Raw genomic sequence first — 21,941 nt, 5'->3', positions numbered from 1 at the left:
TGATCTGTGGCACTCTATGTACAGAAGTACGGCGGCACCTCGGTCGGCACGCTGGAACGAATAGCGGCAGTCGCCGAACGGGTGAGCCTGACCCGCGCCCAGGGGCATGACGTGGTGGTGGTGGTTTCCGCCATGTCGGGTGAGACCAACCGGTTGCTGGGCATGGCCCAGCAGCTGGATCCGGATGCCAACCGGCGGGAGATGGATGTGCTGGTCTCCACCGGTGAGCAGGTCACCATAGCGCTGCTGGCCATCGCATTGAACCAGCGGGGGTGTCCCGCGGTCTCAATGACCGGTGATCAGGTGCGCATTCACACCGATTCCGCCTATGGCAAGGCGCGCATCACCCACATCGATACCGAACAGGTGCAGGATGCACTGGGGGCGGGCAAGGTGGTGGTGATCGCCGGTTTCCAGGGCCGTGATGAGCATAACGCCATCACTACCCTGGGCCGCGGCGGCTCGGATACCACAGCGGTGGCGGTGGCGGCAGCCATCAAGGCCGATGAATGCCAGATCTTTACCGATGTGGATGGGGTCTATACCACGGATCCGCGCATCGAGCCCAAGGCCAGGCGGCTCTCCACCATCACCTTCGAGGAGATGCTGGAGATGGCGAGTCTGGGGGCCAAGGTGCTGCAGATCCGTTCGGTGGAATTCGCGGGCAAGTACCGCGTACCGCTGCGGGTGCTGTCGAGCTTTGTCGACGGAGAGGGAACCTTAATCACATACGGAGGTGAGAGAATGGAAGCACCCCTGGTTTCCGGCATTGCGTTCAACCGCAACGAGGCCAGTCTGACCATTCTGGGTGTGCCGGACAGACCCACGGTGGCGGCGCAGATCCTGAATCCGATCAGCGATGCCAACATAGATGTCGACATGATAGTGCAGAACACCATGGGGGATGGCACCGCCGATTTCACCTTTACGGTGAATCGCGATGACTACCGCCGGGCCCGCGCCCTGCTGGAGGAGACCGCCACCGAGTTGGGGGCCGCCTGCGTACAGGGCAACGGGGAGATCGCCAAGGTCTCCATCGTCGGGGTCGGCATGTGGAATCACCCTGGCGTCGCGCGCACCATGTTCAAGGTATTGGGCGAGGAGGGGATCAACATGCAGTTGATTTCCACCTCTGAAATCAAGATATCCGTGGTGATTGACGAGAAGTACCTGGAGCTGGCGGTGCGTTCGTTGCACTCCGCTTTCGGGTTGGATCAAGAGCCGCATGAGCAGCCCTTGGGGAACAATCCCTGATTGATTTAGTTTCAACCATTTACCATATCGGTATCTTTGTAAGATAATGGCTATATCGATATAAATACAAAACAGGATACAGGAGCAAGCGAATGCTTATTTTGACTCGTCGTGTAGGGGAAACCCTGATGATTGGTGACGAAGTGACCGTGACCGTTCTGGGCGTGAAAGGCAATCAGGTACGTATCGGTGTGAACGCGCCGAAAGAGGTCTCTGTACACCGTGAAGAGATCTACATGCGGATACAGGCCGAGAAAGTACCGGGTCAACCGAACTTCTAAGCCGCATCTCTAAGCTGCTATAAGGCGACATCTCATGTGTCGCCTTTTGTTTTTCCGGGTTCCCGAAAAGGCCCGCCAGGGCACGGAAGTTGTGGGTAAATACCCATTTTGCTTGAATATTCCACTCTTTGGCCAAATGCTGAGCGAACGCTCTGTTTTCTCCAAAAAAGTGTTTGACTAAAAATCCCTGTGAAGTATTATCAGCCCCGCAAACGGAGAGGTGGCCGAGAGGCTGAAGGCGCTCCCCTGCTAAGGGAGTATGCGGCTTATACCCGCATCGGGGGTTCGAATCCCCCCTTCTCCGCCATTTGCGCCCGTAGCTCAGCTGGATAGAGTACCTGGCTACGAACCAGGTGGTCAGAGGTTCGAATCCTCTCGGGCGCACCATATTCGACTCACGATGAGTCATGTATCGACCTTCAGCACGTCGGTACGCTATAAAAGGCTTACTGTTGAGTAAGCTTTTTTTATCGCTTTAAATCAGGGCGCCCGTAGCTCAGCTGGATAGAGTACCTGGCTACGAACCAGGTGGTCAGAGGTTCGAATCCTCTCGGGCGCACCATTTAAAGTGAAATCAATGATTTATGAGCGCCCGTAGCTCAGCTGGATAGAGTACCTGGCTACGAACCAGGTGGTCAGAGGTTCGAATCCTCTCGGGCGCACCATTTTATAAAGCAATGTCAAAGTTTGTGAGCGCCCGTAGCTCAGCTGGATAGAGTACCTGGCTACGAACCAGGTGGTCAGAGGTTCGAATCCTCTCGGGCGCACCATTTTAAGAAGCAATGTCAAAAGTTGATGAGCGCCCGTAGCTCAGCTGGATAGAGTACCTGGCTACGAACCAGGTGGTCAGAGGTTCGAATCCTCTCGGGCGCACCATATAGACAGCTCCGACTTCGGTCGGGGCTGTTTTTTTATGTGCCAAAAACCGACTTCAGCATGCAGATATGCTGCCATTTCTACATTTACCTCTCTTTCTCTCTGCCTTATTGGCCCCTTCGTCGACTGGTCGGCACCTCCCGGCGCCGCATTACGCGCCCGCCATGGCTGCTCTGAACGTCTCTTGCCCCCAACCCTGTGTGCAGGTGCCTCTTTCCAAGGCGTGGCGCCAGCAGGCATGAGGAGCCCATGCGCCCGTCCTGGCAAGTGATCCGCCGTCTCCCGAGCATCGGTGCTGGCAGGCATGCCTGGCCCTGAGGCATTGGCACCCCTTTGGAGAATGGTACTGGCGGGGGCAGGCTGGTGAGCGGCCTTCATGACCAAGTGGGTCCAGGCATCCCCTGGCGCGGTTCAGACAGGCACCGGGAGCGCGAGACGCTCAGGGATCAGGAATCCCGGCCAATAAAAAAGGATGCCTCGGCATCCTTTTGTCATCGGGTGGGGCTCAGCTTTTGAGCCACTTGCGAATGCGGTTGGCATCGCCGATGGGGGTGCGCTTGCCCACCGAGTTGAGCAGCACGATGGCCAGCTCCTGGCGATCCGGCTTGGCGCGCATCAGCAGGCAGCGGCCCGCCTCGTCGGTGTAACCGGTCTTGGAGAGGCGCACATCCCAGTCCGGGTTCTTCACCAGGGGGTTGGTGTTGTTGAACATCAGGCTGTAGGAGGGGTTGGAGAAGCGCATCTCCATGCTGTCGTTCTGGGTGAACTGGCGGATCAGCGGCTGACGATAGGCCACCGAGATGAGCTTGGCCAGATCCTGGGCGGTGGAGACGTTGCGGGTCGACAGGCCGGTAGAGTCATAGTAGCGGGTATTGCGCATGCCAAGCGCTCTGGCCTTGTTGTTCATGGCCCGCACGAAGGCGGCGCGGCCACCGGGGTAGTGGCGGGCCAGTGCCGAGGCCATGCGATTCTCGGAGGACATCAGCGCCAGGTGCAGGGCATCCCGGCGGCTCACCTTGGTACCGAAGCGCACCCGGGAGTAGGTGTGCTTGAGGTTATCCCTGTCGTTCTGATCCACGGTCAGGGTCTGGCTCAGGTTCTGCTTGGCATCCAGTACCACCAAGGCCGTCATCAGCTTGGTGAGGGAGGCGATGGGGCGCACCTGGGTGGGGTTCTTCTGGTAGAGGGTCTTGCCCGTGTTGACGTCCATCACCAGGGCGCTGCCCGATTTCAGCTGCAGCTTGGCCGGGTTGGGGGCCGCCATGGCTGCGGGCAGCCCCAGCAGGCTCATCAGGCCACACACCAGCGCGATTGCGCGAATCCGACACCCCATACAACGACTCCATCCACGGCGAAAAAAAGGCGCTAGATTCACTCATTTTTGCCCCCGCTTTACAAGAGCGGGAGTGAGGATTTCGTCATTATTTCCATAAAAAAGGGCCGCCTCGCGGCGACCCTGATGATTTGCCTCAAGGCTTGGTGGCGCTGGCCTTACGTTTGCTCCACCAGCGCCAGACGATGGCGATCAGGCCGCCCACCAGCAGCACCAGCGGCAGACAGAGGATGACGCTGAGGAACTGGGACTCGTACTGCGCGGCCAGCTTGGTGTGGCTCAGGTAGTAGCCCAGACCCACCAGGGGGCAGATCCACATGATGGAGCTGATGAGGTTCACCACCAGGAAGCGGCCCTGTGGGATCTCGTTGGCCCCGACGATATAGGGATAGGCGGTGCGCACGAAGGCGATGTAGCGGGCGGTGATCAGGGTGATGATGCCGTACTTGTTGAGCAGGTAGTGCACCTTCTCCTTGTGCCTGTCTTCCAGGTGGGACATCAGCTTGTGGTACATCTGGGTATGGCCGAGGAAGCGTCCCTGCATGTAGCCGAGCCAGGTGCCGACGAAGGTGGCCACGATCAGCAGCGGAATGACGGCCAGGGGCAGCACCCCCTGATAGATCAGCACGCCGGTCAGGATCAGCAGGGTGTCTCCCGGCAGGAAGGCGGTCGGGATGAAGCCGTTTTCCAGTACCAGGAAGGTCAGCAGGACGACATAGACCATGAAGACCATCTTGGGATCGGACAGCACCGCCAGATCCTGATTAATGAAGGCGTGAGCCAGGTGGTAAAACTGCTCCATACAAGCAAACTCCGCAGATTAGCTGGGTTGGTCGGTCAGCGGCATGGCGAGCACCTTGTCGATGCGCAGGCCGTCCATATCCACAATTTCCAGTTGCCACTGCTCCAGGGTGACCATGTCTCCGGTCTGGGGCAGGCGGCCAAGGAGCAGCATGATAAGCCCTCCCAGGGTGTGATAGTGATGTTTTTCTTCCTCCGGTAGCCGTACCAGCTCCAGACAATCCTTCAATTCGGGCAGGGGGATGAGGCCGTCGAGCAGCCAGCTGCCATCGGCGCGCTGGAAGGCCCAGTTGTCTTCGCCCCCCTCCTGCTGGAAGTCTCCCGCCAGGGTTTCCAGCAGATCTTGCTGGGTCACCAGCCCCTGCAACTCACCATATTCGTCCACCACCAGCACCATGTGCTCCGAGTGGGTACGGAAGTGGTTGAGCAGCTCGAGACCGTTGAGGGTCTCCGGCAGCAGGCTGCCATCCTGGGTCAGGGCGGCCAGATCGATGGGCTCTCCCTTGATGTAGGCATGCAGTACCCGGCTGACGTTGAGGATGCCCACCAGATCCGACAGGCTGCCGTCACATACCGGGAAGAAGCCGTGGCGATACTCCACCAGCCGCTGCAGGTTGACGTCCAGCGGCAGGGAGAGGTCGATGTAGTGGATGTCACTGCGGGGCACCATGAGGGAGGCCAAGCTGCGCTCATCGAGGCGGAACACGTTGCGCAGCATGGTGTGCTCGTGATCTTCGATGATGCCGGCCTCGGACCCTTCCACCAGCATGGCGTGGATCTCTTCCTGGGTGACATTGTTGCTGCCGCTCTGATCGACCCGCAGGATGCGCAGGCTGGCGTTGGTGGAGGCGGAGAGCAGCCAGACGAAGGGACGGGTCAGGGTGGCCAGCCACAGCATGGGGCGGGCCACCAGGCAGGCGATGCGTTCGGCGTTGAGCTGACCGAGGCGCTTGGGGACCAGTTCCCCCACCACGATGGAGAGATAGGTCACCAGCACCACCACGATGACGGTGGCGATCAGGCTGCTGCTCTTGGGGGTGAGTCCCCACTCCTGCAACCAGAGTGCGAAGGGCTGGGCCAGCAGGGATTCACCATAGATACCGTTGAGCAGGCCTATGCTGGTGATGCCTATCTGGACTGCAGAGAGGAAGTGGGTCGGATTCTCGCCCAGCTTGAGGGCGATGGCGGCGGAGCGGCTGCCCTCGCTGGCCATCTTGCTGAGGCGCGCCTTGCGGGCGGTGACGATGGCAATTTCCGACATGGCGAAGACGCCATTGAGCAAAATCAATCCAAGCAGGATCAATATTTCCATACTGCGACAGCACTCCTGATAGAAAAGGTCGCTGGCAGTGTAATGAATTTGCGGGCGATGCGCTTGTGAAAGCAGGGGATCTGGCTCGTGAATTTTTGAATTTTCTGGGGGGGAACGGCCAAAAGAAAGGGCTGATTGGCTCCGCTTTGCCGGGGCAGGGCGGACGGTGCGAAGCATTTTCCCCATTCGCCGGCGGGCGGCCCATAAAAAAGCCCCCGATTGACGGGGGCTCTTGCATGGCATGGGCGTCGCTTAGAGGGCGGCGATCTCGGCCTGCTGGGCTTCCAGCTTGACCAGCTGGAGACGGTAGTCTTCCAGCTTCTCGCGCTCCTTGGCGATGACGGCATCCGGCGCCTTGGCCACGAAGGCCTCGTTGCCGAGCTTGCCTTCGATGCGGGCACACTCGCCGGTGAGCCTGGCGAGCTCTTTGGCCAGACGGGCCAGCTCGGCCTCCTTGTCGATGAGGCCCGCCATGGGGATCATCAGCTCGGTGGCGCCGATCAGCTTCTTCACCGACAACGGCGCGGTTTCACCGTCCGCCAGCACGCGGATGGACTCCAGACGGGCCAGTGACTTGAGGAAGGCCTCGTTGTCCCGGGCACGCTCGGCATCCTTGGCGTCACATTTGAGCAGCACGTTCAGCCCCACGCTCGGCGCCACGTTCATCTCGGCACGGATGTTGCGGATGCTGACGATGAACTCCTTCACCCACTCCTGATCCGCCATGGCGGTCTCGTCCAGCTTGGCGCCGTCGAACTCCGGGAAGGCCTGCAGCATGATGGTGTCTGCATGCACGCCCGCCAGCGGGGCCACCGACTTCCAGATGGTTTCGGTGATGAAGGGGATGATGGGGTGCGCCAGGCGCAGCAGGGTTTCCAGCACGTTCACCAGGGTGTGGCGGGTGGCGCGCTGTTCGGCTTCCGAGCCCTTGCCGAGGACCGGCTTGGTCAGCTCCAGATACCAGTCGCAGAACTGGTTCCAGATAAATTCGTACAGGATGCCGGCCGCCATGTCGAAGCGGTAGGTATCGAGGGCGGTGCGGAAGTCACGGATGGCGACCTGCAGCTGGGACTGGATCCAGCGATCCGCCAGGCTGAACTGCATCTCGCCGCCATTCAGGCCACAATCCTGCTCTTCGGTGTTCATCAGCACGTAGCGGGAGGCGTTCCACAGCTTGTTGCAGAAGTTGTTGTAGCCATCCAGGCGCTTCATGTCCCAGTTGATGTCACGGCCAGTGGAGGCCAGCGCCGCCAGGGTGAAGCGCAGGGCGTCGGTGCCGTGCGCGTCGATCCCTTCCGGGAACTGCTTGGCGGTACGCTTGGCGATCTTCTCGGCCATCTGCGGCTGCATCATGTTGCCGGTGCGCTTCTCCAGCAGGTCCGGCAGAGATATGCCGTCGATCATGTCGAGGGGATCCAGCACGTTGCCCTTGGACTTGGACATCTTCTGGCCCTCTTCATCCCGGATGAGGCCGGTGATGTAGACGGTCTTGAACGGGACTTGCGGGGTGCCGTCCTCGTCCTTGATGAAGTGCATGGTCATCATGATCATCCGGGCAATCCAGAAGAAGATGATGTCAAAGCCGCTCATCAGCACGTCGGTGGGGTGGAAGGTCTTGAGCGCCTCGGTGTTGTTCGGCCAGCCCAGGGTGGAGAAGGTCCACAGGGCGGAGCTGAACCAGGTGTCCAGCACGTCTTCGTCCTGACGCAGCACGGTCACGGACGGGATGTTGTGCTTGGCGCGCACCTCGGCCTCGTCGCGCCCGACGTAGACCTTGCCAGCCTCGTCATACCAGGCCGGGATGCGGTGACCCCACCACAGCTGACGGGAGACGCACCAGTCCTGAATGTCGCGCATCCAGGAGAAGTACATGTTCTCGTACTGCTTGGGCACGAACTGGATGCGGCCATCTTCCACCGCCTCGATGGCGGTCTTGGCCATGGGGGCCACGCGCACGTACCACTGGTCGGTCAGCATGGGCTCGATGGGCACGCCACCGCGATCGCCGTAGGGCTGTTGCAGCACGTGATCCTTGGTCTCGGCCAAGAGGCCCAGTTCGTCCAGCTTGGCCAGGATGGCCTTGCGGGCGGCGAAGCGCTCGAGACCGGCGAACTCGCTCGGCAAAGCGGCGTCATAGGCGGTGCTCGGGTTGCCGTTGCTGTCGACCACTTCGGCCTCGGTACGCACGTGGGCGTCCAGGGTGAAGATGTTGATCATCGGCAGGTTGTGGCGCTTGCCGACTTCGTTGTCGTTGAAGTCGTGAGCCGGGGTGATCTTCACGCAGCCGGTGCCCTTCTCCATGTCGGCGTGTTCATCGGCGACGATGGGGATCAGACGGTTGGTCAGCGGCAGCAGGATGTGCTGGCCGATCAGGGCCTTATAGCGCGGATCTTCCGGGTTCACGGCGACGGCGGTGTCACCCAGCATGGTCTCCGGGCGGGTGGTGGCGACGATCAGGTGATCCTGACCTTCGGCGGTCTTGGCACCGTTCGCCAGCGGGTAGCGCAGGTGCCACATGTGGCCCTTGATCTCGCGGTTTTCTACTTCCAAATCGGAGATGGCGGTGTTGAGCTTGGGATCCCAGTTCACCAGGCGCTTGCCACGGTACATCAGGCCATCTTCGTACAGGCGTACGAACACTTCCTGCACGGCGTCAGACAGACCCGGATCCATGGTGAAACGCTCGCGTTCCCAGTCCACGGAGTCGCCGAGACGGCGCATCTGGCGGGTGATGGTGCCACCGGACTCTTCCTTCCACTGCCAGATCTTGTCGATGAAGGCGTCGCGACCGTAGTCGTGACGGGTCTTGCCCTCTTCGGCGGCGATCTTGCGTTCCACCACCATCTGGGTGGCGATACCCGCGTGGTCACAGCCCGCCTGCCACAGGGTGTTCTTGCCCTGCATGCGGTTGTAGCGGATCAGGGTGTCCATCAGGGTCTGCTGGAAGGCGTGACCCATGTGCAGGCTGCCGGTGACGTTCGGCGGCGGGATCATGATGCAGAAGGAGTCTTTGCTGGTGTCACCGTGGGGCTTGAAGTAACCCTGGGATTCCCAGTGCTGGTAGAGCGCCTGTTCGATGGCGTTGTGATTGAAGGTCTTTTCCATGGTCTCGCCGTATTCTGGATGGATGCTGGTGTGAATGGATTCGGGATCTGCGGGGGCGGCCGTCAGGGCTGCGCCGGATCCGGTGCGGCAGCGGGCTGATCCCTCATCTCGAGGGTATGGCCTGCCTGGCGATAGTGCTTGTAGCGCTCGCGGGCTTGCTGCTTTTGCGTTTCGTCAGTGGGGACAAAATCTACCACTTGAGCGAAGTGTCCTGCAAACAAAGGTGTCTGCTCGGTCAGGTTGATGAGACGGGCGTAGCGCCGCTTCGGCGGCTGATGACCAATCTCCACCGGGGCCTGCCCGGCCTCCCCCTGCAACTGATGGGGCACGAAGCGATCGGTTGGCAACTGCCAGAGCAGCTCATCCAGACGCTGGGCCTGGGTTTCGTCGCGGCACAGCAGGTAGATATGCCCCGCACTCCAGCCATCGGCTGCCAGTTGGCAGGCGAGACGTTCGCAGGCGCTGCCGCGCTCGTCATCCTGCTCGTTCATCAGGTAAAAGGTCACTTGGCTCATCAGGTCAGTCCCGTTTGGCTGTGACGGACAGCAGTTGGCCGTCTTCTGGGGTGCCGTGCCGTGCGCGGTTTCCCAATGTTCTCAATGAAACAAGGAAGAGGCGAGCCTCTTCCTTGTGATACCACTCTCCCGATGGGACATCCGAAGAGAAGGCTTATTCCTTGTCTTCGACGTCCGCCACACCGGCCCGGTTGAGCAGGAACTGGGTCAGCAGGGGCACCGGACGACCGGTGGAGCCTTTCTCCTTTCCGCTCTTCCAGGCGGTCCCGGCGATATCCAGGTGGGCCCAGTTGTACTTCTTGGTGAAGCGCGACAGGAAGGCGGCGGCGGTGATGGTGCCGGCCGGCCGACCGCCGATGTTGGCCATGTCGGCAAACGGGCTTTCCAGCTGCTCCTGATACTCCTCAAAGAGGGGCAGGCGCCAGGCGCGATCGCCGGCCTGCTCGGAGGCGTTCAGCAGCTCGTGGGCCAGCGGGTTGTGGTTTGCCAACAGGCCCGAAGTGTGGTGACCCAGGGCGATGATGCAGGCACCGGTCAGGGTGGCCACGTCGATGACGGTCTCGGGATCGTAACGGTCCACGTAGGTCAGGGCATCGCACAGCACCAGGCGCCCTTCCGCGTCGGTGTTGAGCACCTCGACGGTCTGGCCGGACATGGTGGTGAGGATATCACCGGGACGATAGGCGTTGCCCCCCGGCATGTTCTCGCACCCCGCCAGCACGCCGATGACGTTGATGGGCAGTTGCAACTGGGCGAGGGCGTGCATGGTGCCGAGCACGGAGGCGGCGCCACCCATGTCGTACTTCATCTCGTCCATGCCGTCGGCCGGCTTGATGGAGATGCCGCCGGAGTCGAAGGTCAGCCCCTTGCCCACCAGTACCACGGGCTTGGCATCGCCGTTGCCCTTGTACTCGATGATGGCCATCATGGCTTCATTCTCGGAGCCGCGGGCCACCGCCAGATAGGAGTTCATGCCAAGTTCGGCCATCTCCTGCTCGCCGATCACCTTGGTGCTGATGTTGTCATAGGCATCCGCCAGACGACGGGCCTGGGAGGCGAGGTAGGCCGGGTTGCAGACGTTGGGCGGCATGTTCGCCACGTCGCGGCAGACGCGCACCCCTTTCGCCACGGCCAGGCCGTGGGTGATGGCGCGCTCGCCTATGGTCAGTTCCCGACGGGTCGGCACGTTGAACACCAGCTTGCGCAGGGGGCGGCGTGGCTCGGCCTTGTTGGTCTTGAACTGATCGAAGCTGTAGAGGCCCGCCTTGGTGGTTTCCACCGCCTGACGCACCTTCCAGTAGGTATCACGGCCCTTGACGTGCAACTCGGTCAGGAAGCAGACGGCCTCCATGGATCCGGTCTCGTTCAGGGTGGTGATGGTCTTGTTGATGATCTGCTTGTACTGGCGTTCGTCGAGTTCCCGCTCCTTGCCACAACCGACCAGCAGCACGCGCTCGCTGAGCACGCCCGGTACTTGATGCAGCAACAGCATCTGGCCTGGTTTGCCTTCCAGATCGCCGCGGCGCAGCAGCGAGCTGAGGTAGCCGTCGCTGATCTTGTCCAGTTGTTCGGCAACCGGAGAGAGACGGCGGGGTTCAAACACGCCGACCACCACGCAGGCACTGCGTTGCTTCTCAGGACTGCCACTCTTTACACTGAACTCCATGGAATCTCCTACATCCTAAAGACAAAAGGCACCAATTATTGAATAATGCGGTGCTTGTTGGGGTATCAGAGGCGGAGCGAACAGCCACAGGCTCCGCAGTTCAAACTGGTAAAAATCCAATATAGGGCCCTATTTTTCAGGCATTCGACTAAAAACACAAGTTTACTTGGGAATGACTGTGATCGTTTTCCGATATTTGTTCAGGGAAACCCTGAAAACCCAGCTGGCGGTGTTATTCGTACTGCTGCTTATCTTCGTCAGCCAGCAATTCATCCAGATCATCGGTGACGCCGCCGATGGCGAGGTGCCGACACGCCTGGTCTCCACCCTGCTGCTGCTCAACCTGCCCAACATGGCGTTGTTGATGCTGCCCATCAGCCTGTTTTTAGCCATTCTGTTTGCGCACGGTCGCCTGTATGCCGAAAGCGAGATGACGGTGATGCACGCGGTGGGCTTCAGCCACCGTTTCGTGATGCGCAGCGCCCTGGTGCTGGCCCTGCTGACCGCCGCCGTGGCGGCCTTCAACACCGGCTGGGTCGCTCCCCAGGCCAAGGAGCGTGAGTATCAGGTGATCGACGAGTTCAAGGCGGATCCCGGCATCTCCTTCCTGCAGGCGGGTCGCTTCATGGAGCTCGACAAGGGGCGGCTGGTCGCCTACATCCAGGATCTGAACGACAAGGGCTCCGAGCTGCAGAAGATCTTCGTGCTGCAGCGGGCAGAAGGCACCTCACCCCCCTCCGTGGTGGTGGCGAGCGAAGGCCATGTGACCGCCGACAGCAACGGTCTGCAGTGGCTGACCCTGATCGATGGCTCCCGCTACGAGGGCCAGTTCACCGGCAAGAAGTTCCAGGTCTCCGAATTCAGCGAATACAGCCTGGTGATCCGCCAGCAGGAGATGGAGCGCTCCAACCGCAAGGCGGCGGCCAAGCCGACCATGGAGCTTCTCGGTACCCAGGACAATCAGCTGATGGCCGAATTGCAGTGGCGCCTGTCGCTGCCGCTCTCCATCCTGGTGCTCACCTTCCTGGTGGTGCCCCTTGCCCGGGTCAACCCGCGTCAGGGTCGCTATGCCAAGCTGCTGCCCGCCATCTTGCTCTATCTCTCCTATTTCCTGCTGCTGAGCGCTGCCCGCTCGGCCATCGACAGCGGACGACTGCCCCATTGGCCCGGCATGTTCCTGGTGCCGCTGGCTTATCTGCTGCTGATCGGCCTGCCGCTCAACTTGCAGGGCACCAGTTGGTGGAACGGGGTGAAAGGCCACTTTTTCAAAGGCAAATCAGCATGATGCTGCAACATAGGAATTACTGCTGATGTTTGGCATTCTCGATAGATACATCGGCCGGGTCATCTTCATGTCGATCCTGCTGTGCGAGCTGACCCTGGTCGGGCTGGCGGCGCTCATCAAGTATGTGGAGCAGCTCAAGGCGGTCGGGGAGGGCAACTACGACATGCTCAACGCCCTCTATTTCGTGGTGCTCTCCATGCCGAAAGAGGCGGTGCTCTTCTTCCCGCTGGCGGCCCTGCTCGGCGGCCTCATCGGCCTCGGCCAGCTGGCGACCACCTCGGAGCTGGTGGTGATGCAGGCGGCGGGCCGCTCCAAGATCAGCATCGTGATGGCGGCGCTCAAGACGGCGATCCCGCTGATGTTGCTGGTGGGGCTGATGGGGGAGTACGTGGCCCCGGTCGCCAAGCGAATGGCCGATGACATCAAGGCGGGGGCCATGTCCGAAGGGCGGTTGACGGTCTCGGCCTACGGGGTCTGGGCCCGGGATGGCAACAACTTCGTCAATATCAACGGGGTACGCAATGATGGCGCCCTGACCGGCATCACCCTGTACCGGTTCACCCCGTCGCGCAACCTCATCGATGTGATCCAGGCGGAGGAGGGGGTGTTCGAGCAGCACCACTGGCTGCTCAAGCAGGTACACATCACCCGCTTCGACGACCCCAAGCAGATCCAGGACGAGCAGCTTGCCCAGATGGCGTGGAGCTCGGAGCTGACCCCCAAGCAGCTGGGGGTGGTCAGCGTCGACCCGGAAAACCTGCCCATCGCCGGGCTGCGGGATTACATCGGCTATCTGGATGCCAACAAGCAGGACGCCGGTCGTTACAAGCTGGAGATGTGGCGCAAGCTGCTGTCACCGCTCTCGGTGGTCGCCATGATACTGCTCGCCTCCTCCTTCATCTTCGGTCCCCTGCGCTCGGTGAGCATGGGGGCGCGGATGCTGATGGGGATCATGACCGGCTTCGCCGTCTATGTGAGCGATCGGGTGTTCGGCCCGGTGAGCCTGGTCTATGCGGTGCCTCCCATACTGGCGGCAGTGGCGCCCAGCCTGCTGTTTGGCGGTATTTCCTTCTATATCCTGAGCCGCAAGCAGTAGCGACATGAGGTGAGAATGGGCTGCGGTGCCGGTTTATGCTGAGATCGCCTGCCCCCAGCCTGTTATGTTTTGAGTCGCGCTCGCTGAGTGCGGGACAGGAAAACAAAAGGACCCACCGGGTCCTTTTGTTTTGGCGTGCTGTGGCCTGTGTCGGCGCATCAAACAGCGAAAAGGGCCCGCCGGGCCCTTTTTGCTTGATAGGCGTTGAGGGGGGAGGATCCCCACTTGCAGGCCAACCGCCTTACTTGTTCAGCTGATCCAGGTTGTCCTGCTTGCCGAGTACCACCACCTCGCACTCCGCCCAGATGTCCTGGAAGGCGCGGGGCCGCTCCCGGTTGAACACGCACAGCAGGTTGCCGAGCCCGAAGGCGGCGGTGCCGAGCCGGATCAGGGCCTGGGTGATGCGGATGTTGCTGCCATCCAGGTTCTGGATGCGCAGGCGCCAGGCACGCATGCCGATGGTCTGGCCGGCGCGGGTCCAGAACCAGGTGTAGAAACCGCAGATCACCAGGGCCAGCCAGGCGCTGTAGAGCGGGCTGGTCAGCAGCCAGGCCGCGTCCTTGCCCTCGGGCACGGTGGTCACGCCGGTGGCCAGCAGCAGGTAGGCGACCCCCATGCCGATGAAGCCCGCGATGATGAGCAAGGAGATGACCACCAGATAGTCATAGAGCAGGGCGCCCAGGCGGCGCAGCAAGCCAGCCGACGGGTACTTGTGCTGGGGCGGAGGTTGAAGAGGGGTGATTGTCTTGCGCTTGACCATGGTGTTTATTCCATTAATACGATGCGGGCATTCTATGTAACTGGTCATGCATCGGCAAGGCGTTGAATAAATGAGCAAACAACAATGGGCGAGAGAAAAACACCTTGCATGCCCAAACGCCATTCGTATAATCCCTCGCAGTTGCCCGGGTGGCGAAATCGGTAGACGCAGCGGATTCAAAATCCGCCGTTGCAAGACGTGTCGGTTCGAGTCCGACCCCGGGCACCATTAGAATTCAATGACTTAAGGCCATCCTCAGGGATGGCCTTTTGTTTTTCTATTGCCAAGTGGCGACAGAATGGCGGCAGCGAGAGCATGCCTTTTTCTGATTGAGCTCCCAGTTTCCCCTTTCATTGCTTCGGATCATGTTGACGTGAGAATCCTAGCGATATACGCTGTATATACAACGTAAATGCATGGGGGCTGGTTTGGCACTTATCGTATCAGCGGCTGTCAGGGCTAAGCTAAAGGTAAAGCACTGTGTTGAAGAGAGCGAGGTCATTGAAGCTTTCGCAAACAGAGAGAAGGGGTTTCTGATCGATACCCGAGAAGATCACCAAACCAACCCTCCGACAGAGTGGTTTATTGCTGAGACGGATCGAGGCATTAAGCTTAAGGTCTGTTTTATGCGTAGAAACGGCGACATTCACATCAAAACTGCATACGCAGCCAATCAGATTGAGATTGGCATCTACAATAAATACGCCGTTTGATTTGGCTCCCATAAGACATGGGCGTGAGCTAAAAAAGAGATGTACGCCGAAGTCTGCGGCGGTAAATATAAACATGCGAGGGATCAATTCTATGAGCACCCACCAAGAGAAGATTCTAGGCACAGAAGAAGCCTGGGACGCGGGGGTTCTGGGCACCGACGAACAGTATGTAGCTGTATCTAACCACTCTACCGACGAGCTGATTAACGAAGCTCTGTCTCTGCAGCCAATCTCAATCAGGCTGCAGAAAGGGCTGATTGAGAATTTGAAAACAATTGCGGAGCTTAATGGTATCGGTTACCAACCGTTGGTTCGACAGGCTCTCACTCGGTTTGTAGATTGCGAGATGAAAAGAATTGCAACTGAAGTGCTGGCTACTCAGCGCAAAGAAGAGCAGTTAGCTAGAGAGATGGAAGCAGCAGAAGCGCAACTGAAAAGAGCGTGATGGCTTGACAAGTAAGAAGGAGGCTCAGGCCTCCTTTTTTATGTATTTAAATAATTGTTTTTGTTGTTGTTTTTGTCTTTGGTTGCCACATATTGCCCACGACTGAGCATTCGCATGACCATGAGGGTACCTCGGGGTGTTTTTGTAAATCATTCATAACCATATGAAACAAAAGAATTTGTTTTTTACTTTGCCCACATATTGACCACACTGAGAAAATCAGACGCAGACGCCCTGGTACTCGCTGGGGGTTCTTCATTAATAATGGGACTATCTGTCGAGGTGAATTGTGGCTGATGGCCTGATATAGGTATGATGCCTCGCTGTCTGATGTTACTAAGTTCATGCGGCGCTATTCCCTGGCCATGTTATTGGTGACATCAACAGTAGAAACCCTAGCTATAGCTAGGGTTTTTTATTTTATGGGAATCTTCGGTTAGCTTCATGTAATGAGTTACGTGAGATGCTGATAATTCTATCTGGGATTACTGCGAGTCCGAGTTGGTAGTGATAGAATATGCCGCATTTGTATCCCTCGCAGATAGGTTTTGAACGAATGCCAACAATAATGAAAACAACTTACATGCTTGATGATGGCTCGGGGGCTGTTCTTGGCGAAGAGTCTTCATCAGGTGTAAGCGAGGTTTTGTTCCCTGACGCTAATTTTTCTGATCATGCGATGACCATCACGAAGAAATTTGATGGGCAGAGAGAGTATCGGTGGGAAGTGACTGGTGTTGTACATACGTCTTTCACAGATGCAATTGTAATGCTTCGCCCGAGAGTGCAAACGTTGGATGAAGAGTATCTTTTGAAGACGATCATCAGTGGTCGAGCACGCCTCATGTCGGTATCTGTAAGGAAAGGAACTCTTGTAGAGGTTGAGTTTGGATACATCCATTCAGTGAGGAAGGTCACTGGAGAGCATCGGTCAAATAAACGCTATCCAGATCAAGCCAAGAAAGGGGAAATGCACAAAAGGCGGTTAGCCGTCGTTATCAAAGCAAACCGTGATCGTGTCCAAGTTGTCCCCATCACCTCTAGGGTTCCGTCTTCGCCAGATCCAACTTCATTTGAAGTTAGTGCGGAATCGCTTCAACGGTTAGTCGATTACAACGATCCGGCTAAACATAGCTATGTCCTTTGTGGGATGCTTCAGACGATCTCTCCAGCCAGGATACTACCTCCAAAGTCGATTGATCATGCTAGAAAACACGTTAAGCGAAATGTGAGCTATCCAAGTCAGTTAACACCTGATGATATGAAGAAGCTTGAGGTTGCACTCTCGTCAGCTGTAGGGATTGGCGACTATACCCAGGTTAGAAAAGAACGAAATACTCTTCGGCTTGAAAAGCAGACACATCTACTTAGACAGCAAGAACAAGAGAGAGAGAAGGAAGAGCTCGAGCAACAACTGAGGTTACTTCTAGCTGAGAGGGACAAGCTTAACATCTACAAAGAACTTCTTTGGGACATGTATCGAGGGTGTCATAGAGAACTTAACGGTGAAGAACTCGACCAGTACATTGAGAACGAAGTGATAGCATTCCGTACTCTTTTACCGGCTTGAAAAACGATGATGCTATCAATCTTGCGCAAATAGTGTTGACGAGAAAGCCAAACGAGACTACATTAGATTCATACGGCAAGGCAATTGGAACGGCTTCCAGCCTTGCGACGCTTTAAGTAGCCCAGCCGTTTATGTAAACCAGATATCAAAAGGCCCCTCTTAAGAGGGGCCTTTTTACATTCACCATCATGCTCGTTACATGTTCGATACCTCGTATCATTTGTAGGGGGCAACCCTTAGCCTTAGGGGTTGTTGTCAGTTACATTGCTTTTCAGGCCGGTGTATAAGGATTCCGAAAATGTTCACTCGTGAAATTTTGGATCTTTGCCAAAACAGCCTGCCAAGCCGCGCCCCGCAAGGCTTTGTCGTTTCGCTCCAGTGGTCATACCCGCTCCAGCCCGCTACCCCAGATCCTCACGAAAAATAGTCATCCCCGTTGCTTATCAATTACTTACCTTTTCCTTTGCCGAGATCTTGCGTGATCGTTGTTTTGAAAAACGATCACAAAATGCATTTTTGTGAAATTCTGAACTCCCCCCAAGAACCCCGCCACGGCGTGGGTTAGACGATGAATTTGCACCATTTTATTTGTGCAAAAAACGCCACATTTTTACCGCGAAGGTGGGGGGGGAGGAGTGCGGATTCCGTGAGCGGCGCGTTTCCTCCGTCGCGCCTGGGCTGCAGGGCCGGGGGCTGGCCACAAAAAAGCGACGCTGGTGCGTCGCTGTCGTGTGCGGTGTGATGGTCGGCGGGTTACTGGCCTGTGCCCCATCCCATCTTCTTGAATGCCTTGGCTGCGATAGCCAGCAGTTCGTCGTTGTTTGCCTGGGGCAGCATGGGGCGGGCGGGGGTCTCTACCGTCCAGCGGTTCTTCCTGGTCTCTCCAGTGATGGTTCTGATCAGGATGGCCGCCCGGGTAACACTGACATGTCCCCGTATCCACTTGAGAGAGGGCTTGCGGTAGCGACGACGAGCGCCCCGGTCTGATAGCACCTTGTACCCTAGCGCACGCAGGCGCTGCGCCTGGCTGCGGGTGCAAGGGCTGTCCGTTGGTTTGAACGGTTCTTTCTTCTTGTCCCGCTCTGATTTCCTCGGTTGTGCAGGCTTAGGGGGCGCAGCTGTGAATGACTGTGACATCCCCTGGTGCTGCTGATTGGCGATCATCCCCGCAAAGCGGGAGTCAAAGTCGATGATGGCCGCGTCTTCGGTACCGCGAGAGCGCAGACGCTTGGAGAGTCCTGTGAGCCGCTTGTGCTTGCGTTTGCTCTTGGTTGGCGCCCACTTTGTGCCATCTGGGGCTTTACCGGCTCTGATGCGCTGGCGGTTCACCTTGGCCACCTCGCGGCCTATCTGCTGGGTGATGCGCCGACGTTTCGCCGGTGGCAGAGACGCAGCATTCAGGCGTTCCAGCAGATTGAGCATGGAGCCCTGATTGATGGTGAGTGAAATCATCTGCACACCTCTATTCGATGATGGGAGAGAGCTGGCTGGCCAGCTGCTTGGCCTGTTGGCCATGTCCGGTTATGGCCTCGCTGTTGCCAGGAGCTGGCCCACTGCCGTGGGTGTGGCTGGCGGTGGCTGTCGCCAGCTGTTCCACCACGTTCATCAGTTGTAGCAGCAGTCGGAAGATGTTCACGCCTTCTGTACCCATCCACGAACGGGGCGCCTCCAGGTGCTGCAGCTCGCCTGCAACCGCTCGGCGCAGTTGGCCCACCACCTCGACCAGATCCCCTGCCGTGGTCTGGCTCAGGTTGCCCAGACTTCCCAGGGTGAGATCGTCGCCGGTCAGCAGCTCGATGGCGCCCAGCGCCTCGATAAGCTTGAACCCGCCCACCTCCTCGATGCTGTGTTGGGCCACCTGCAGGTGATGCTGGCCATGTTCTCCCAGGTAGTCGTCACTCTGGTGGTGCATCTGCAGAGCGTGGTCGTGCAGGCGCCGGTCGGTGTGGCGGGAGAGGTTGCCCACGGTGTCGGTGCGGCTGAACACCTCTGCCCGTTGCTGTTGTAGTTGCTCGCCCGGGGCGATGTCCGGCAGGGCCCAGCCACTACCGAGCACCGTGCGGATAAAGGGCCGGTCGGCCCGCCCGAAGGCGAACCCCAGTTCAACCAGCGTCCCTTCAAGGGGGAACTGCAGCAGGCCCTGCTCCTGCCCGCCAAGCTGCACCGGCAGCGGTACGGCCCGATATAGCGGGGCTGCCTTGTCCGGTTGGCCATCCTCACCCAGCAGTTGCACATCCACCGCATAGCGAGGGCGGAATGGATCGTTGAGCTGGCCAGCGCGGGCCTGGTCGCTGATGGCCTCAACCCGCCCGAACTTGGGCAGGTGCATGTTGTCGGCGAGCTCCGGGAACTCCCCTTCGATCTTGCGCCGCTCCAGCGACTTGCTGACTTTACCCGGGGTGACGGTGGTCAGGGTCATGTCATCCCCTTTGAGTCGTACCCGGGTGACCCGCTTGCCGTTGACGGTCGCCCCGGGGCGCATGGCCGGTACCGGTGACAAGGTGATAAGGTTGCCCGCCTGGCGGTTAGTCCAGGCCGGGTCAATCTCCACCTCACGGCCATGCCAGCGGCAATCGGCGTAGCTCCCCACGAAGATGTCGCCATCGGGTTGCTGGTACCAGACAAAGTCGGGTACCTCGAAGGCACGGCCGGCGTTCTCCAGCAACTGGTAACCGGTGCCGGCGCTGGTGAAGTTGGGGATCGGGCGGTCTGCATAGTCAGCCGTGGCTGGTAGCATGAACACCAGACCGGTCTCGGTGCTGAGCCAGGCTAGCAGATTGCGCAGGGTGGCATGCTGCATGCTGACGGGGAGGCGACCGGCCAGCACGCCAGCCAGCTCTCGGCAAAGCAGTTGCACAGATCCCGCCGCCGCTGGCTGCACATCGAACACGTAACCGGTGAACCAGCGGCGCAGCTCGTTGTTGTAACCGACATCAATGGTGATCGGTTGGCCTTTTTGCACCTCGCCCTGGGCGGTCAGGGCAGCCCGGCCGCCGGCGTTGAGGTCAAGCATGATGTCGTGCTCGACCAGGTGAGCCGGTTGGTCATTGATAGTCAGACGGGTGGTCAACTTCATGCCAGAACATCCCCCAGTTTGTCGTCCAGTTTCTTGAAGAAAGCCTCCCCCTTGGATAGCTTCTCATCGCCGGTTTGGCCCTGGCCGCCCTTGGCCGCCGTGGTGCCGGTGGAGCCTTTGCCAAGGTTGGCGGGGCTACCAGGTAAACGGGCTTCACGCTTCTCCGGTACCGAGTTGAACTCCTTCAGGGTGAACTGCACCTGCCAGGCCAGCAGCCCCTCTTGTTCGCTGGCGGTGATGCGGCCGGCGAACTTGGCCTGGCGTACCTTCACCGACTTGGCGAGCAGCGACCCGATCCGGTAGACGTGGCGCTTGCCGCCGTTCCCTTTGGCGTCTGCCAGCTCAAACAGCCGGCTCAGCATCTGCTCATCCTTGAACGGGATGAGGCCGGAGATGTCGAGCTCCTTGGCTTTGGCCCCCTGTTCGGCGCTGCTGGTCGAGCTGGTCTGGCCGCTCTGGTCCTTGTCCTGAAACTGCATCGATGCGGACACCCGCATCGACTTCATGATGATGGGCTCGCCATCGAGGGTCAGCATGGCTTGGCTCATGGGGTTAACTCCTGCCAGAAGGTGAGCGGGGAGGGGGAGAGCAGCAGGGCGCCGACCGTCATGCTATGGCTGTGATCCGGTGGGGCGCTTTGGCCGAGCTGGGTGGCGAGGCTGGCTGCATCTCCTTGGCCTTGCCAGTGCCAGAGGGTGCCGGAGAGGGTGCCCAGCGCGGCCAGCGTCTCGGCGAGGGTCGCCAGCCGGTCGGCACGGCGCTTCGCCAGCCCCTGCAGCTTGGCGATCGGGGTCTGGCTGTCCCGGGCCAGGCTCTCCAGCTGGGAGAACTCTGCCCCCAGCGCCAGGCGAGCAGGGCGCAGCGGTGCCCAGCTCAGCGGCTCATCGGCGCGCCAGCGCGGCACCTTGGCCGCCGTGGGCTGGCTCATGGCGTCGTTGTTGGCCGTTAGACGGCGCAGGGTGGCGCACCACTCCGGCAGTGGCAGCAGGGCGCAGAGGATGGCCAGCTGGCGGGCCAGATCTTCGGCGCTGTTGCCGGTGGCCAGCCAGACGAGGGCATGCAGTTGCCCGGTGGGCAGCAAGAGATCCGCCCCATCCTGCAGCTTGGCGGCCAGGGTGGCGACGGCATTGGGGGCGGCCAGGCTGAACTGCTGGCCCTGCTGCTGGCCGACCCCGTGCTGGTAGGGGGTGACGGTGAGGCAGCGGCCGGTGACCAGCAGCTGGTCGAGCTCGGCGCGCAGGCCGGCCAGCGCGGCAGCGGTCTCGCCGAGCGGGTGGCGCGGGTACTGGGCGCGACTGGCCAGCGCCTGCAGGCGCGCCATGGCGCTGCCTTGGGTGGCTGGGATCTGACCCAGCACGCCTTGGGCGCGGGTGTGCAGGCTGGCGGTATTGGCTGGCCAGGTCAGCTGGCCTTGTGTCCAACTCATTGCGGGGCCTCTGGCCAAGTGACTTCGGCGGGCCAGCCGTTGCTTTGTGGCAAGCGGTAGAGGGCAACCCGGTAGCGCTGCCAGGCGGTGAGCTGCTCGCGTTCGGCCTCGCTGATGATGCCCAGCTTGTCGGCATCCTCCAGTGGGGCCATGGCTGCTGCGGCCTGCTTGAGTAGTGCATCGATGTGGGCCCGCTGCTCGGCCTCGGTGGGGGGCGGCAGGACAAGCTCCCTGATGTCGCCAAACTCGCCGAACATGGCGCGGCTGTAGAGCTCGCGACCGTGTTCCTCGCAGTCATTGCGGCTGGCAGTGAAGGGGACAAACTCCTGCAGGTGGGAGAACAGCACTTCCATGTTCAGTTCGTCTTTCTGGTCGGGATGAGCAGTGACATTGCGTGCCTGGATAATTTCGAACGTCATGGGGTTGC

19 protein-coding genes and 7 tRNA genes are annotated in these 21,941 nt (G+C 59.6%); 14 read left to right on the top strand and 12 right to left on the bottom strand.

Annotated elements, in window-relative coordinates; genetic code table 11:
* Positions 1-6: 6 nt before the first annotated feature.
* The 8 genes from VZC39_RS18420 to VZC39_RS18385 all read left to right on the top strand — a co-directional run bounded on the left by VZC39_RS18420 (position 7) and on the right by VZC39_RS18385 (position 2,411).
* Positions 7-1,254 carry an aspartate kinase gene (locus tag VZC39_RS18420; protein WP_349919801.1) on the top strand — a complete coding sequence of 416 codons (1,248 nt, stop codon included), beginning with the start codon at positions 7-9 and terminating at the stop codon, positions 1,252-1,254.
* A 92-nt stretch (positions 1,255-1,346) separates the two neighbouring features.
* Entirely contained in the window at positions 1,347-1,535 is a 189-nt protein-coding gene (csrA, locus tag VZC39_RS18415; protein WP_005315760.1) for a carbon storage regulator CsrA, read from the top strand.
* Positions 1,536-1,749: 214 nt separating this feature from the next.
* Positions 1,750-1,842: transfer RNA gene (locus VZC39_RS18410), tRNA-Ser, on the top strand.
* A 3-nt stretch (positions 1,843-1,845) separates the two neighbouring features.
* A tRNA-Arg gene (locus VZC39_RS18405) sits at positions 1,846-1,922 on the top strand.
* Positions 1,923-2,020: 98 nt separating this feature from the next.
* Positions 2,021-2,097 (top strand) — tRNA-Arg (locus VZC39_RS18400).
* A gap of 26 nt (positions 2,098-2,123) precedes the next feature.
* Positions 2,124-2,200: transfer RNA gene (locus tag VZC39_RS18395), tRNA-Arg, on the top strand.
* A 28-nt stretch (positions 2,201-2,228) separates the two neighbouring features.
* A tRNA-Arg gene (locus VZC39_RS18390) sits at positions 2,229-2,305 on the top strand.
* A 29-nt stretch (positions 2,306-2,334) separates the two neighbouring features.
* Positions 2,335-2,411 (top strand) — tRNA-Arg (locus VZC39_RS18385).
* A 505-nt stretch (positions 2,412-2,916) separates the two neighbouring features.
* Here the strand turns inward: VZC39_RS18385 and pbpG are convergent.
* The 6 genes from pbpG to pepA form a co-directional block, all read right to left on the bottom strand.
* Positions 2,917-3,744, bottom strand: coding sequence for a D-alanyl-D-alanine endopeptidase (pbpG, locus tag VZC39_RS18380; protein ID WP_434664408.1), 828 nt, complete (start codon positions 3,742-3,744; stop codon positions 2,917-2,919).
* A gap of 136 nt (positions 3,745-3,880) precedes the next feature.
* Complete coding sequence (locus VZC39_RS18375; protein ID WP_349919798.1) at positions 3,881-4,546, bottom strand: DedA family protein; 666 nt, start codon at positions 4,544-4,546, stop codon at positions 3,881-3,883.
* 18 nt (positions 4,547-4,564) lie between these two features.
* Positions 4,565-5,857 carry a hemolysin family protein gene (locus VZC39_RS18370; RefSeq protein WP_434664405.1) on the bottom strand — a complete coding sequence of 431 codons (1,293 nt, stop codon included), beginning with the start codon at positions 5,855-5,857 and terminating at the stop codon, positions 4,565-4,567.
* Positions 5,858-6,109: 252 nt separating this feature from the next.
* On the bottom strand, positions 6,110-8,962 hold the full coding sequence (locus VZC39_RS18365; RefSeq protein WP_434664404.1) for a valine--tRNA ligase: 2,853 nt from the start codon (positions 8,960-8,962) through the stop codon (positions 6,110-6,112).
* Positions 8,963-9,024: 62 nt separating this feature from the next.
* Positions 9,025-9,477: a DNA polymerase III subunit chi gene (locus VZC39_RS18360; RefSeq protein WP_349919792.1), complete on the bottom strand. Its 453-nt coding sequence runs from the start codon at positions 9,475-9,477 to the stop codon at positions 9,025-9,027.
* A gap of 154 nt (positions 9,478-9,631) precedes the next feature.
* Complete coding sequence (gene pepA / locus VZC39_RS18355) at positions 9,632-11,143, bottom strand: leucyl aminopeptidase (protein WP_349919791.1); 1,512 nt, start codon at positions 11,141-11,143, stop codon at positions 9,632-9,634.
* A 172-nt stretch (positions 11,144-11,315) separates the two neighbouring features.
* Here pepA and lptF point away from each other — a divergent pair, with 172 nt between their 5' ends.
* Together lptF and lptG are read left to right on the top strand one after the other, a co-directional pair.
* Complete coding sequence (gene lptF, locus VZC39_RS18350; protein WP_434664402.1) at positions 11,316-12,428, top strand: LPS export ABC transporter permease LptF; 1,113 nt, start codon at positions 11,316-11,318, stop codon at positions 12,426-12,428.
* Positions 12,429-12,453: 25 nt separating this feature from the next.
* Positions 12,454-13,524: an LPS export ABC transporter permease LptG gene (lptG, locus tag VZC39_RS18345; RefSeq protein WP_434664401.1), complete on the top strand. Its 1,071-nt coding sequence runs from the start codon at positions 12,454-12,456 to the stop codon at positions 13,522-13,524.
* 241 nt (positions 13,525-13,765) lie between these two features.
* On the opposite strand, the gene VZC39_RS18340 is transcribed toward lptG, so the two are convergent.
* The gene (locus VZC39_RS18340) at positions 13,766-14,284 is read right to left on the bottom strand and encodes an RDD family protein (protein ID WP_434664400.1); all 519 of its coding nucleotides are present in this window, start codon (positions 14,282-14,284) and stop codon (positions 13,766-13,768) included.
* 143 nt (positions 14,285-14,427) lie between these two features.
* On the opposite strand from VZC39_RS18340, the gene VZC39_RS18335 reads away from it, so the two are divergent.
* The 4 genes from VZC39_RS18335 (at position 14,428) to VZC39_RS18320 (ending at position 17,012) form a co-directional block, all read left to right on the top strand.
* A tRNA-Leu gene (locus VZC39_RS18335) sits at positions 14,428-14,512 on the top strand.
* A gap of 200 nt (positions 14,513-14,712) precedes the next feature.
* A complete protein-coding gene (locus tag VZC39_RS18330) occupies positions 14,713-14,997 on the top strand; it encodes an ADP-ribosyl-(dinitrogen reductase) hydrolase (protein ID WP_124252050.1) in 285 nt (94 codons plus the stop codon).
* A 91-nt stretch (positions 14,998-15,088) separates the two neighbouring features.
* The gene (locus tag VZC39_RS18325; protein WP_124252049.1) at positions 15,089-15,442 is read left to right on the top strand and encodes a hypothetical protein; all 354 of its coding nucleotides are present in this window, start codon (positions 15,089-15,091) and stop codon (positions 15,440-15,442) included.
* 568 nt (positions 15,443-16,010) lie between these two features.
* Entirely contained in the window at positions 16,011-17,012 is a 1,002-nt protein-coding gene (locus tag VZC39_RS18320; protein ID WP_434664398.1) for a type II toxin-antitoxin system PemK/MazF family toxin, read from the top strand.
* 753 nt (positions 17,013-17,765) lie between these two features.
* Here VZC39_RS18320 and VZC39_RS18315 read toward each other — a convergent pair.
* From VZC39_RS18315 to VZC39_RS18295, 5 genes are read right to left on the bottom strand one after another with little or no spacing between them, the layout of a single operon-like run.
* Positions 17,766-18,464 carry a phage virion morphogenesis protein gene (locus VZC39_RS18315; protein ID WP_434664396.1) on the bottom strand — a complete coding sequence of 233 codons (699 nt, stop codon included), beginning with the start codon at positions 18,462-18,464 and terminating at the stop codon, positions 17,766-17,768.
* Between the two features lie 10 nt (positions 18,465-18,474).
* A complete protein-coding gene (locus VZC39_RS18310; protein ID WP_434664394.1) occupies positions 18,475-20,088 on the bottom strand; it encodes a hypothetical protein in 1,614 nt (537 codons plus the stop codon).
* On the bottom strand, positions 20,085-20,636 hold the full coding sequence (locus VZC39_RS18305) for a hypothetical protein (protein WP_434664393.1): 552 nt from the start codon (positions 20,634-20,636) through the stop codon (positions 20,085-20,087). Before VZC39_RS18305 ends, VZC39_RS18310 begins: the two co-directional genes overlap by 4 nt.
* Positions 20,633-21,514, bottom strand: coding sequence for a hypothetical protein (locus VZC39_RS18300; protein ID WP_434664392.1), 882 nt, complete (start codon positions 21,512-21,514; stop codon positions 20,633-20,635). Before VZC39_RS18300 ends, VZC39_RS18305 begins: the two co-directional genes overlap by 4 nt.
* Entirely contained in the window at positions 21,511-21,933 is a 423-nt protein-coding gene (locus tag VZC39_RS18295; protein WP_434664391.1) for a tail fiber assembly protein, read from the bottom strand. Before VZC39_RS18295 ends, VZC39_RS18300 begins: the two co-directional genes overlap by 4 nt.
* Positions 21,934-21,941: the final 8 nt, after the last annotated feature.

Source organism: Aeromonas sp. NJAU223 (assembly GCF_051125555.1).
Taxonomy (GTDB): Bacteria; Pseudomonadota; Gammaproteobacteria; order Enterobacterales; family Aeromonadaceae; genus Aeromonas; species Aeromonas veronii_G.
This window is presented reverse-complemented; position numbering and strand designations above follow the sequence as displayed.

What these genes read in the sequence shown, in the direction of transcription:
- csrA (WP_005315760.1), top strand. Translation starts at nt 1,347, where the DNA reads ATGCTTATTTTGACTCGTCGTGTAGGGGAAACCCTGATGATTGGTGAC.
- pbpG (WP_434664408.1), bottom strand. Translation starts at nt 3,744, where the DNA reads ATGGGGTGTCGGATTCGCGCAATCGCGCTGGTGTGTGGCCTGATGAGC.
- VZC39_RS18375 (WP_349919798.1), bottom strand. Translation starts at nt 4,546, where the DNA reads ATGGAGCAGTTTTACCACCTGGCTCACGCCTTCATTAATCAGGATCTG.
- VZC39_RS18370 (WP_434664405.1), bottom strand. Translation starts at nt 5,857, where the DNA reads ATGGAAATATTGATCCTGCTTGGATTGATTTTGCTCAATGGCGTCTTC.
- VZC39_RS18365 (WP_434664404.1), bottom strand. Translation starts at nt 8,962, where the DNA reads ATGGAAAAGACCTTCAATCACAACGCCATCGAACAGGCGCTCTACCAG.
- VZC39_RS18360 (WP_349919792.1), bottom strand. Translation starts at nt 9,477, where the DNA reads ATGAGCCAAGTGACCTTTTACCTGATGAACGAGCAGGATGACGAGCGC.
- pepA (WP_349919791.1), bottom strand. Translation starts at nt 11,143, where the DNA reads ATGGAGTTCAGTGTAAAGAGTGGCAGTCCTGAGAAGCAACGCAGTGCC.
- lptF (WP_434664402.1), top strand. Translation starts at nt 11,316, where the DNA reads ATGACTGTGATCGTTTTCCGATATTTGTTCAGGGAAACCCTGAAAACC.
- lptG (WP_434664401.1), top strand. Translation starts at nt 12,454, where the DNA reads ATGTTTGGCATTCTCGATAGATACATCGGCCGGGTCATCTTCATGTCG.
- VZC39_RS18340 (WP_434664400.1), bottom strand. Translation starts at nt 14,284, where the DNA reads ATGGTCAAGCGCAAGACAATCACCCCTCTTCAACCTCCGCCCCAGCAC.
- VZC39_RS18325 (WP_124252049.1), top strand. Translation starts at nt 15,089, where the DNA reads ATGAGCACCCACCAAGAGAAGATTCTAGGCACAGAAGAAGCCTGGGAC.
- VZC39_RS18320 (WP_434664398.1), top strand. Translation starts at nt 16,011, where the DNA reads ATGAAAACAACTTACATGCTTGATGATGGCTCGGGGGCTGTTCTTGGC.
- VZC39_RS18315 (WP_434664396.1), bottom strand. Translation starts at nt 18,464, where the DNA reads ATGATTTCACTCACCATCAATCAGGGCTCCATGCTCAATCTGCTGGAA.
- VZC39_RS18310 (WP_434664394.1), bottom strand. Translation starts at nt 20,088, where the DNA reads ATGAAGTTGACCACCCGTCTGACTATCAATGACCAACCGGCTCACCTG.
- VZC39_RS18305 (WP_434664393.1), bottom strand. Translation starts at nt 20,636, where the DNA reads ATGAGCCAAGCCATGCTGACCCTCGATGGCGAGCCCATCATCATGAAG.
- VZC39_RS18300 (WP_434664392.1), bottom strand. Translation starts at nt 21,514, where the DNA reads ATGAGTTGGACACAAGGCCAGCTGACCTGGCCAGCCAATACCGCCAGC.
- VZC39_RS18295 (WP_434664391.1), bottom strand. Translation starts at nt 21,933, where the DNA reads ATGACGTTCGAAATTATCCAGGCACGCAATGTCACTGCTCATCCCGAC.